Source organism: Rhizobium sp. BK661, from assembly GCF_024808825.1.
In the GTDB taxonomy this organism is placed as follows: domain Bacteria; phylum Pseudomonadota; class Alphaproteobacteria; order Rhizobiales; family Rhizobiaceae; genus Rhizobium.
Genome location: NZ_JANTYT010000043.1, coordinates 1 through 11,084, shown reverse-complemented (window position 1 = coordinate 11,084; position 11,084 = coordinate 1). Strand labels below are relative to the sequence as shown.

Genomic DNA, 11,084 nt, shown 5'->3' with positions numbered 1-11,084 from the left:
GTCGACACGTCGCCAATGTCCTTGGCGCCACCCTCGCTGAACTTCGCCGGAAGCGGCATCTCCGGAGGAACATGGTCCGGGCCGCTCACACAGCCCGCGAGTAGGAGCAGAAGCGCCGGAGAGGCAAAGCGAAAAGATGCCATTAAAAATCTTCCTGTAACTCGACCAAATTTATTCTTGTCAGAAGCCTTCATGCTTCGCTATCGGCCGCGCTTCGCTCGTACGAGAAACACCATCCCGAAGCAGTTGGCGGCAATGTAACAACGAGTCTCATTTTCTCACAGTGCATTTATACAACACTCACGCTTCATTTTTTTGCGCCCGCGAGAAGAGTCGGCGGATGACAACGAAGAATGAGGGCACAAAGAAGATGCCAAGAGCGGTTGCTGCAAGCATGCCGCCGAGCACGCCGATGCCGATTGCGTTCTGTGCCGCCGAGCCCGCTCCGGTCGCAACCGCCAGCGGTACGACGCCCAAAATGAAGGCAAGCGACGTCATGATGATAGGACGCAGGCGCAGGCGCGCTGCCTCGAGCGTTGCCTCGAAGAGCCCCATTCCTGTTTCCATTCGGTCCTTTGCGAACTCGACGATCAGGATCGCGTTTTTCGCCGCTAGACCTATCGTCGTCAACAGACCGACCTTGAAGTAGACGTCGTTTGCCTGGCCAAAGAGCGTAGCGGCGGCAAGAGCCCCCAGCACACCCACCGGCACGGCCATGATAACTGAGAACGGGATCGACCAGCTTTCGTAAAGCGCTGCCAGGCAGAGGAAGACGACGAGCACTGAGATCGCATAGAGCATCGGCGCCTGCGAACCGGACAGGCGCTCCTGGTAGGAGATGCCCTGCCAGGCCACGGTGTAGCCACCGCCCAGCTGTGCTGTCAGAGCTTCCATCTCGTTCATAGCGTCGCCGGAGCTGACGCCGGGTGCCGAGGCACCGTCGAGCGGGATGGCGCTCACCGCATTGAAGCGCGCCAGTGTCGGAGCCCCCTTGACCCATTCGGTGCGGGTAAAGGCCGAGAATGGCACCATCTCACCGCTCGAGTTGCGGGCGTACCAATGATCCAGATCGTTCGGCTGCATACGGAACGGAGCGTCGCCCTGCACGTAAACCGGCTTGATCTCGCCGTTCAGCGTGAAGTCGTTGACGTCGCGGCCTGTGAAGATGACCGAGAGCATCGAATTGACCGCGGTGATATCGACGCCCATCGCGCCGATCTTCTCCTGGTCGATGACGATCTTCATCTGCGGCTCGACTTCCTTGTTGTTGCTGCGCAGAGCCACGACTTTGCCGCTGGCGTTGGCCATCTGGATCAGCCGCTTCGACGCTGCATCGAGCGCTTCGGTGCCATGACCGCCGGTGTCAACGAGATACATGGAAAAGCCGCTCGAGACGCCGAGGCCCTGGATGGCCGGCGGCAGCAGGGCGAAGACCTGCGCTTCACGGTATGTGAAGAAGGTTTTGAGCGCGCGCGTGACGACGGCCTGCGCATGCAGGTTCGGATCGGTGCGCTCCTTGAAATCCTTGAGCTTGGTGAACACGATCGCGCTGTTCTGACCGGAGCCGTTGAAACCGAAGCCAAGCGCACCAAAGACGGATTGGACGGCGTCCTTCTCATTCTCCTGGTAGTATTTTTCGACCTTTTCGACCACAGCCTGGGTCTGCTGCGTCGTCGAGCCGGGAGGCGTGGTGACGATGGTGAGTAGAACGCCCTGGTCTTCCTGCGGCAGAAAGGAACTCGGCAGGCGGTTGAAGAGATAAGCGCAACCGACGCCAATAAGAAGGAAGACGAGCATGACGCGGATCGGCCGCTTCAGCAGGTAGCCGATGGACCGGACATAGCTGTTGGTAGAACGTGTGAAATTGCGGTTGAACCAGTCGCCGATCCGGTGCTTCTTGTGCTCGCTCACCGGCTTCAGCATCGTCGCGCACAGCGCCGGCGTCAGTACGATCGCGACGAGCGCAGAAAGCAGCATCGCGGAGACGATCGTCACGGAAAACTGACGATAGATGATGCCGGTCGAACCGCCGAAGAAAGCCATCGGAATGAAGACCGCCGTCAGAACGAGGGCGATGCCGACGATAGCGCCGGTGATCTCGCCCATCGACTTCTCTGTCGCCTCGAGTGGCGAAAGCTTTTCTTCCGTCATGATGCGTTCGACGTTCTCGACGACAACGATTGCATCGTCGACGAGAAGGCCGATGGCGAGAACCATGGCGAACATCGTCAATGTGTTGATCGAATATCCCGCCATCGCGAGGATGCCGAAAGTGCCTAGCAGGACCACTGGCACAGCGATCGTCGGAATGATCGTCGCCCGGAGGTTCTGCAGGAAGACCAGTAGCACGATGAAGACAAGAACGATGGCTTCGATCAGGGTGTGAACGACCTTCTCGATCGACAGTTCGACGAAGGGGGTCGTGTCATAGGGATAGGTGATCTCCACGCCTTCCGGCAGGCCGCGGCTGATCGTGTCGAGGGCGGAGCGGACACGGTCGGCCGTATCGATGGCGTTGGCGCCGATGGCGAGGTTGACGGCAAAGCCGCTCGACGGCTGGCCGTTGTAGCGCGATGAGCCGCCGTAGCTTTCCTGGCCGATCTCGATGCGCGCGACATCACTGAGGCGGACGGTGGAGCCGTCCTTCTCGACCTTCAGAATGATGTGCTCGAAGTCGGAAACCGTGGTGAGCTGGCTCTGCGCGGTGATGGTCACGTTGAGCTGCTGGCCGTCGACGGACGGCTGAGCGCCGAGCGATCCTACCGAAACCTGAGTGTTCTGCGCCTCGATCGCCGAGGTCACATCACCTGTTGTCAGCTGGTACTTCAACAGCTTGTAGGGATCCAGCCAGACGCGCATGGCGTAACCGGAACCGAAGATGTTAATGCTGCCGACGCCCTCGATACGTTGAATCTGGTCTTCAATCGAGGTCGACATGATGTTGCCGAGGTCAACCGAACTGCGCTTGCCATCGGTCGAAACGAGCGAGCCGACGAGCAGGATACTCGAGGTCGAGCGGGTGACGCTGATACCGGCGTCGATGACATCACCAGGCAGCTTGGACTGGACCAGCTGGAGCTTGTTCTGGACCTGAACCTGCGCGATGTCGGGGTCGGCGCTGGTGCCGAAGGTCAGCGAGATACTGGCAGACCCGGTCGACGACGTCGACGTCATATAGGTCAGGTCGTCGAGACCGGTCATGCCGTCCTCGATGATCGTCGTCACCGACTTTTCGACCGTCTCGGCGCTCGCGCCACGATAGGTCGCGTTGATACGCACGGTGGTTGGCGCGATGTCAGGATATTGCGAAATCGACAGCGTGAAGATTGCGAGCAAGCCCGCGAGCATGATCGTGATCGCGATGACCCAAGCAAAGATCGGGCGTCGGATGAAAAACTTGGCCATTGGCTTACTGTTCCTGTGCGGCTCTGATCACGGTTCGTCGCGATTACTTCGCGGCGGGCTTTTGCGCTTCACCGGATGCGGCCTGGTCAGCGGGCACAACGATGCCCTTGTCATTGATCTTCATCGGCATTGGCTTGACGGGCATGCCTGCCGTGATCGACTGCAGGCCGCTGACGATCAGTTGGTCGCCATCCTTGATGCCCTCGGTCACAAGCCAGGCGTTGTTGGAGGGCGACGCGTTCTCGAAGATCCGGGTTTCGACCTTGCCGTCAGCCGACACGAACTGCGCGGTCAACTCGCCATTTGCGTTGCGGCTGGTGGCAAGTTGCGGCAGCGCGTAGCCCTGCTCGGCGCCAAGTTCCAGCGTGGCGCGGACGTACATGCCCGGCAGGATGACGTGGTCGGGGTTCGGAAAACGTACACGGATAATGAACGTGCCGGTCGTCTCACTGACGACGGACTTCGACATATCGAGCGTGCCCTTCTGGTCATACTCCTTGCCGTTCTCCAGGATGAGACGGAAGGCGGCGTTGCCGGGATTGCCCTTGACCTCGCCGCTGCGGATCGCATCGCGAAGCCGCAGCAGATTGGTGCTTGATTCCGTCAGGAGGATATAGACCGGATCGAGTTGGCGAACGGTCGTAAGTGCCGTCGTCTGGTTTGCAGCGACGACGTTGCCGACGTTGTATGCTGTCTGGTCGATGACCCCGTCGAAGGGTGCGGTGATCTTGGTGTGGTCAACATCGATCTCGGCGGCGGTCAGGGCAGCCTTCGCGGATTCGACCTCGGCTTGCGCCTGCAGCAGGTTGGTGCGCGCCGTCTCAAGCTCGATCTGTGTCGCGCCGGAACCGACCAGACGCTGATAGCGGTCGAAATTGCTCTGGGCGCTCGGAACGCTGGCTTCCGCCTTGGCAATGGCGGCACGCGCCTGCGCGGCGGTTGCCAGATAAGGAGCGTCCTCGATTTGATAGAGGATGTCGCCCTTCTTGACCTCGCCACCCTCTTTGAAAGGGATCTCGCGAATAATGCCGCTCACCTGCGGACGAATGTCGGCGATCTGCGATGCCTCGGCGCGTCCGGGCAGAATCGTGGTGACGGGGAAGGTGCCCTTCGTGAGCGATACGACACCAACCGGTGCGGCTTGCTGCGCCGCGGCGCCCGGAGCACCGGCAGCCCCCTGCTTGTTGCCGCTATCGCTGCAGGCGGCGAGCACACCGCCGATGGCAAGGGCGGAAGAAACCAGGAAAATGCGCCGTATCATAATGAATTCCTTGTGCGGTGGCGTCCGAACCAATGACCTGCTTCAACGATGAAGTACGATCATCGATCCAGAATCAAATGCCACTGATCCGAATTTAAGAAAGACTTTACGAAGTGACGTAATTTATGAATCGTCACTTAGCAAGCGCTATTTTGCAGTGCGGCATCGACGAAAATGACGATCTGCTTTGCGCGGTGGACAAGTGTGTCCTTGTCGTCACGGGCGATCAGAACGGGATGCAGGACGCTCGCCAGGACATCGGCAACCGTGGCGGCGGCATCCTTCGGGCTGCTGCAACGATAGCGTCCCTTGGCGACACCTTCTCTTATGATGTCGTCCAGCTTCTGGACGATGCGCTCCCTATATCGATTGCCGGCCTCGAGCTTGGCCTGCACCGTCATCAGGACCATTTCGAAGATGTAGGGGTTCTGCTGGATGTCCTGCAGGTGGCTATCGAGCAGACGCAGGACGAAGCGAAGCAATTGTTCGTTCGGGGGTAAGCCTTCATCGAAGGCCGCAAAGCGGTCCGCGACGTCGCCCAGGTGTCGTTCTGCAATGGCGTCGACAAGGGCGGTCTTCGAACGGAAATGCTTGAAGACGTTGGCAGGCGACATGCCGAGGGAAGCGGCAATATCGGCGATCGAAACGGCAACAAAGCCGCGTTGACGGAACAACAATTCTGCCATCGACAGAATGTCTTCGCGAGTTTCCTCGGCCTTGCGTCTTGGCCTGCGTGCCATCCATTCCCCCGCCGGCTCGTGGCCGGCATCTCATTTTGGCCCGATGCTACCGTCAAGGACGGAATGCCTGCAAGCTAATGTTGCAGACTGCTTGCCCGACGCTTTACGAGAAGTAGGGTGACAAGTTCTTGCGGACACGCTCAAGCGGCGTGGCGTCGCTGTCGTCCGGAACGAAGCGCTGCGCCGTGATGGTCTCATAGGCCTTGATGTAGACATCGGAGGTCTGCTTGATTAGCTCGGCCGGGATCTCCGGAATTTCGTCCTTGTAGGGATCACAGCGTTCAGCGACCCAGGCGCGTACGAAATCCTTGTCGAAGCTTGCGGGTCGTGTCCCAGCTTCAAAGCTTGCCTGATAGCTGTCGGCAAGCCAGTAGCGGCTACTGTCCGGTGTGTGAATTTCGTCTGCGAGGATGATATTGCCGTTCTCGTCCGTGCCGAACTCGTATTTGGTGTCGACGAGGATGAGACCCTGTTTGGCTGCGAGTTCCTGGCCGCGGGCGAAGAGCGCCAGCGCGTAGCGCGAAAGCGTTTCCCATTGCTCCTTGGTCAGGAGCCCGCGCTCGACGATCTCGGCAGGCGTCAGCGGCTCGTCGTGGCCGCCGTCGAATTCCTTGCTGGTCGGCGTGATGACTGGGGTCGGGAGTTTCTGGTTGTCGCGCATGCCGTCCGGAAGTCGCATGCCGTACATCTCACGCTCGCCCTTCTTATAGAGAGTGAGGATCGAGGTGCCCGTCGTGCCGGCGAGATAGCCGCGAACGACGATTTCGACCGGCAGGATATCGAGACGTTTGCCGATGACGACATTCGGATCGGGATAGTCGAGAACGTGATTAGGGCAGATGTCCTTCGTCGCCTCGAACCAGTAGCGGGCCGTCTGCGTGAGAACCTGTCCCTTGTACGGAATGCAGGTGAGGATGCGGTCGAAGGCGCTCAGTCGGTCGGTGCTGATGATGATGCGCCGTCCGTCCGGCAGGTCATAGTTCTCGCGAACCTTGCCACGATAGTAATTGGGGAGCTCTGGGAAATGGGCTTCGGAGAGGATTCGCACGGGCTCGACCATCCTTATGCATTGTTCGTGAACTTTCCCCTGCTCTAGTTCCATCACCGGGGATGTCAAGCAGAGCCGCTACTAAAGCCAGAAGAGATAGATAAGAAGAAGCGCAAGACCATAGCTCACCAGCGTCAGCGGGGCGCCGGCTTTCAGGAAGTCGCTGAACCGGTAACTGCCGATGCCCATCGCCAGGGTGTTGTTGTGGTGGCCGAAGGGCGTCAGGAAATCCAGTGAGGCGCCTGCGGCGACTGCGATCAGGTACGCCGACGGAGAATGATGCGCGGTTGCTGCAAAGGCGACAGCGATCGGGCTCATGACGATCGCGACGGTTGCGTTGTTGACAAACGGGGTCAGGAGCATCGACAGAAAGAGGACGAGCGCTACCCCGACGGCAGGTTCGGTCAGCGACACCATCGAACCAAGCGCCGATGCGATGACCTGGGCAGTGCCAGTTGTCGCGACCGCCGAACCTATTGGGATCATCGCGCCAAGCATGATGATGATCGGCCAGTTGAGGTCCGCCATGGCCTGGCGAATGTTCAGGTAATTGAGAAGAGCCAGAACAAGCACGACGCCGGCAAAGGCAATGTCGGGCGTGACAAGTTCGAAGCCCGTTGCCGCGACGCCCGCGGCGAAGATGGCAAAGGGCTGCCAGGACGCCGACTTTGGGGGCGGCCGCTGCGCCGCAAGCGGGAGACACTCGCATTCGTCCAGCGCTTCGGCGATCGCTTCTTGCTCGCCCTCCAACACTAAAATGTCGCCTATTGAGAGCTGCAGATCGGCGAAGCGTCCCTCGATCCGCGGAGAGCGCATCGAGAGGGCCGACACCGTGATGCCGCGGCTGCTGAATACCTCGAGAGAATGCAGTCGCGAGCCGATCAGCGTGCTCTCAGGCATCACGACGGCCTCGACATAGTCGAGATCGGCAGCGGCCAGGCTCGGATGTCGTTGCCGAAGCAGTGTCCCGGCGGATTGCAGCCCCTCGAAGACCGCGTGGTCCGCTTCTGCCAGTAGCAGGTCGCCTGCCTCGACGACGAGTTTGTCGGGCGTGCCGAAAAGGAACTTCTCATCACGAATGAGCGTATGCGGCTGCAGTAAGAATCGACCAGGCAGATCCGAAAGCCGTGTACCGATCAACGATGAGCCCGCCGGGATGCGTCGTTCGGCAATTCTGCGTCTCGACGACGAGGTGGGCTCAGGCGCATCGCTCTCCTCGTTTGGAAAAAGCCTTGGCGCCAGCCAAGCTGTCATGATGATGCCGACGATCGCCACCGGCAAGCCGACATAGGCAAAGTCGAAAAGCCGAAAGCCCGTACCGCTTGCCTCTGCCAAGGCATTGCTGACGAGCATGTTCGCCGGCGTACCGATCAACGATACGATTCCGCCCAACAGCGCGGCAAAGGAAATCGGCATGATCAATTGCCGTTTCGGTATCGCGAGCGCGGCACTCACGCGCAGCGTTGCCGGCAGGGCGATCGAAAAGGCGCCGATGTCATTCATGAAGATGGAAATGAAACCGGCCGCTCCCGACAGGGTGGCGATGACAGCGGTATTCGAAAATCTGGCTCTCACGAAAAAATCCGCGAGCTGATCGAAGATTTGCGCCCGCGCAAGCACTTGCACGATCAGCAGGATCTCGACGACCGTGATGACGACGGGGCTGGCAAAGCCGGAAAAGACCTGTTCGGTCGAATAGAGGCGGAAGGCGTATCCGGCGAGCAGCCCGGCAATCGCAATCACCTCGATGCGGAAGCGCTCCAACGAAAACAGGACGAGCATCGCGAGCAGCAGGATCAGCAAGGATGCTTGCTCGAACGTCATGGTTTGCCCCGAACCTCAATCCATCGCGAGAATGTATCGGTTCGGTCGGCGCTGTATAGAGCGAAATATTGCAGTCGGTGGTCTGCCAAGGTGCTCAGGTCCTGACCTAGGCTGCAGGCCGGCGCCACGTGCCGGTATCGGTAATCTCCAGCATTGGACTAGAAAACACGCCCACTGTTCTCTCACGCCATTGCGGACCGACAGCGTCGAGCGTCTCGCACCAGCGGCGCGACTGCAGCATTGCCGCACCGATGGCAACAGGCTCGATCCCGCAGCCGGCAAGAAGCTGCAACCCCGAAACGATCGAGGCGCCGCTGGAAATGACGTCGTCGATCAGCGCCACGCGTCGTTCCTCGAGGAGGGGCAACATGCGCGGGTCTATATAAAGACGCTTTTGTTGGGTGGGCGTGGTAATCGACGAGAGCGCAACGGAAAGATCATCCCGGTACCAGAATTTCCGAGACGTTCCGAGGGGGACATATCGTGCGTGCCCCAACTTCTGCGCCACGGCTGCGGCAAGGGTCAGCCCGAGCGTCGGCAGGCCGGCGACAACGTCGACCTGAAAGCTCTTCAGTTTCTCGGCGAGGGACTGAGCCAGCACATCAAGGACCGCGAAGCTTGCCTGGTTGATGATCAGAGACGCCAAGGCATGCTGCCCGTCGGCCAGCACGCGCACCGGCAGGCGAAGCTGTCGGCCATCCTCTAGTTCGGCAACATAGCAAGACGAGACATCGCCGTCGCTCGGGAAGGTGCCCGGATTGTGGATCTTCTGCCAAAACGCGTGTGCCGCCAATTCCGTCATGCTGTCAATTCCGTCTCGTCGTTTCCATGCCCGCGCGCCTGCGCAGTTCCTTCAGTTCCGCGTCCGTCAAGGCGCGCACCGCACCCTTGGGCAATTCACCCAGTGCCAAATCTCCGATCGCAACCCGCACAAGACGAAGGCATTCAATATCCAGCGCTTCCAGCATGCGGCGGATCTGGCGGTTGCGGCCTTCATCGAGTTCGACCTCGATCCAGGCATTCTTTTCGCCGTTCCTCAATGATCTTGCCGAGATCGCCTTGAGAACCTCGCCATCGTGACGGAGGCCATAGGTCATCTCGGCCAGCATCTCGCTGTCCATGATCCGATTGACCTGCACATGGTAGGTCTTGCTGACGTGGGTGAGGGGATCGAGCAGAGCCTGGGCGAACACGGTGTCGTTGGTAAAGAGCAGCAAGCCTTCGCTCGCTTTGTCCAAGCGGCCGACGGGCGACAGGTGCGGAACATCGAAATCCGTGAGACAGTCATAGACGGTCGGGCGGCCTTCCGGGTCATCGCGTGTGGTCACCAGCCCGCGCGGCTTGTTCAGCATGAGATAGATTTTCGCCTCGGCAACCACATTGGTCCCATCGACGCGGATCTTTGCCGATGTCAGGTCCACCCAGGCGGAGACGTCGGTGACTTTCCGTCCGTCAACCGAAACGCGACCCTCGAGGATCAGCCGTTCAGCCTGCGTTCGCGAACAGTAACCGAGCTTTGAAAGCGCGCGCGGCAGCGTCACACGCTTTGCCAGCGCTTCATCGCTTGGTCTCGTGCGCTCGCGCGATGTCTGTATTGGGCGCCGCTGCCTCACCCTGTTTATTCCTGTCGGTTTCGGAGAAGTCGTAATGACACGAACAGGGGCACTATGCCAGCAAGCGGCAATCAAAACCGGGGACAACGAGACGACGATCTGGAGGCGAGGGGAAGGCTGAAGAAACAAGAAGGCGCCAATGGCGCCATCTTCAATGTGTCTTCAGGTTAGGTCAGCAACATCTCAGTGGCGGGCCATGAAACCGGCGAGCTCCTGGCGGCTGATAACGATGCCCGCTGCCGCTTTGGCGGGATCGGGATGCGTATAGGATAGGAACGGCAATTCGGGCAGTTCAAGGGCTTGGCGCATGTTCATGATGCCTACCGCCTTACGGCCGTTGACGCCATCAACACTGACTTCGACTATAAAATGTGCTTGCTTGCTCTCCATCAATAGTCCTCCCTTTATTCCAGCGGCGTTAGTAACGACGAAACTTGGTTTTTCTAAGACCAAAGTATTACGGACCGCGTTGATCTTCGGATCAAAGCGGTCCCGATATAAAGGCAGGCGCCCTACCGGCGTCGATCAGTGCCACCAATGGCGTGGAGGCTGCTGGCTGCCACTTAGGAGATAGCCGGCTAGAAAGCCAACCGCAGCGGCAAGTGCCAACGCGGTCGTCGTCGCAGCGGCGTGCTCACGGGCGGCGCCTGCGGCCGCCACACCTTCAGCCCGGATCTGGGCGACCGCGCCTTTTGCGCGGGGCAGGGCATCATCATAAGCCTTGCCGGCCCGTTCGCGCACTTCGTAATAGGCTTCGGCTCCTTGCGCCGAGATCATTTTCTGTAGGCGGGATACTTCCTGCTGAAGCGCGGCGATGTCCTTGCTGACGGAAGCTTTGATGTCGTCGGTGGTGACAGCCATGTCTTTCTCCTTTCCTTTACACAAACGAGAACTCAAAAGAGCTGCGATAGGTTCCGGGTGGTCGGATCTGCAGGGCCGTGAGGGGCAAATGATCCTTTTTGGTCGATTTTCAACCCTCTGGCACCGCTTTTGGGCGTTCTGTAAGGGATCTGGAGGGGTGGGAACGGCGCTCTTCGACCTGTCGGTAAGGGAATTTCGAGGTACGCTCCCACGCGATCCTGCCGTGTGAATAACTCTCTCCCGAAAATCCGTCAATCGAATCAGTGTGTTACAAAAATGTCAAAAAACTTTGTTTTGCGCTGTTGACTTAGAAAAGGGGTAGGATCTATAAG

9 protein-coding genes and 1 pseudogene are annotated in these 11,084 nt (G+C 59.4%); all 10 read right to left on the bottom strand.

Annotation, left to right across the window (positions count from 1 at the left end; all coding sequences use genetic code 11):
- Positions 1-143, bottom strand: a pseudogene (locus FHX16_RS31050) (nodulation protein NodT); the annotation flags it as partial.
- A gap of 157 nt (positions 144-300) precedes the next feature.
- Positions 301-3,405, bottom strand: coding sequence for an efflux RND transporter permease subunit (locus FHX16_RS31045; RefSeq protein WP_016557260.1), 3,105 nt, complete (start codon positions 3,403-3,405; stop codon positions 301-303).
- Positions 3,406-3,448: 43 nt separating this feature from the next.
- Positions 3,449-4,666 (bottom strand): efflux RND transporter periplasmic adaptor subunit, encoded by a 1,218-nt coding sequence (locus tag FHX16_RS31040; protein WP_183865154.1) that lies wholly within the window; start codon positions 4,664-4,666, stop codon positions 3,449-3,451.
- A gap of 137 nt (positions 4,667-4,803) precedes the next feature.
- Positions 4,804-5,406, bottom strand: coding sequence for a TetR family transcriptional regulator (locus tag FHX16_RS31035; protein ID WP_183759288.1), 603 nt, complete (start codon positions 5,404-5,406; stop codon positions 4,804-4,806).
- 103 nt (positions 5,407-5,509) lie between these two features.
- On the bottom strand, positions 5,510-6,454 hold the full coding sequence (locus tag FHX16_RS31030; RefSeq protein ID WP_183759287.1) for a phosphoribosylaminoimidazolesuccinocarboxamide synthase: 945 nt from the start codon (positions 6,452-6,454) through the stop codon (positions 5,510-5,512).
- 81 nt (positions 6,455-6,535) lie between these two features.
- Positions 6,536-8,278 (bottom strand): SLC13 family permease, encoded by a 1,743-nt coding sequence (locus tag FHX16_RS31025; protein ID WP_183865152.1) that lies wholly within the window; start codon positions 8,276-8,278, stop codon positions 6,536-6,538.
- Positions 8,279-8,384: 106 nt separating this feature from the next.
- On the bottom strand, positions 8,385-9,080 hold the full coding sequence (locus FHX16_RS31020; RefSeq protein WP_183865150.1) for a phosphoribosyltransferase: 696 nt from the start codon (positions 9,078-9,080) through the stop codon (positions 8,385-8,387).
- 4 nt (positions 9,081-9,084) lie between these two features.
- On the bottom strand, positions 9,085-9,891 hold the full coding sequence (locus FHX16_RS31015) for a pseudouridine synthase (RefSeq protein WP_183759284.1): 807 nt from the start codon (positions 9,889-9,891) through the stop codon (positions 9,085-9,087).
- A gap of 183 nt (positions 9,892-10,074) precedes the next feature.
- Positions 10,075-10,281, bottom strand: coding sequence for a hypothetical protein (locus FHX16_RS31010; RefSeq protein WP_183759283.1), 207 nt, complete (start codon positions 10,279-10,281; stop codon positions 10,075-10,077).
- 135 nt (positions 10,282-10,416) lie between these two features.
- Positions 10,417-10,752 carry a hypothetical protein gene (locus tag FHX16_RS31005; RefSeq protein WP_183759282.1) on the bottom strand — a complete coding sequence of 112 codons (336 nt, stop codon included), beginning with the start codon at positions 10,750-10,752 and terminating at the stop codon, positions 10,417-10,419.
- Between the last annotated feature and the right edge of the window lie 332 nt (positions 10,753-11,084).

Excerpts from the sequence above, each read along its gene's own strand:
- FHX16_RS31035 (WP_183759288.1), bottom strand. The coding sequence starts at position 5,406 with ATGGCACGCAGGCCAAGACGCAAGGCCGAGGAAACTCGCGAAGACATT.
- FHX16_RS31020 (WP_183865150.1), bottom strand. The coding sequence starts at position 9,080 with ATGACGGAATTGGCGGCACACGCGTTTTGGCAGAAGATCCACAATCCG.
- FHX16_RS31040 (WP_183865154.1), bottom strand. The coding sequence starts at position 4,666 with ATGATACGGCGCATTTTCCTGGTTTCTTCCGCCCTTGCCATCGGCGGT.
- FHX16_RS31025 (WP_183865152.1), bottom strand. The coding sequence starts at position 8,278 with ATGACGTTCGAGCAAGCATCCTTGCTGATCCTGCTGCTCGCGATGCTC.
- FHX16_RS31005 (WP_183759282.1), bottom strand. The coding sequence starts at position 10,752 with ATGGCTGTCACCACCGACGACATCAAAGCTTCCGTCAGCAAGGACATC.
- FHX16_RS31045 (WP_016557260.1), bottom strand. The coding sequence starts at position 3,405 with ATGGCCAAGTTTTTCATCCGACGCCCGATCTTTGCTTGGGTCATCGCG.
- FHX16_RS31010 (WP_183759283.1), bottom strand. The coding sequence starts at position 10,281 with ATGGAGAGCAAGCAAGCACATTTTATAGTCGAAGTCAGTGTTGATGGC.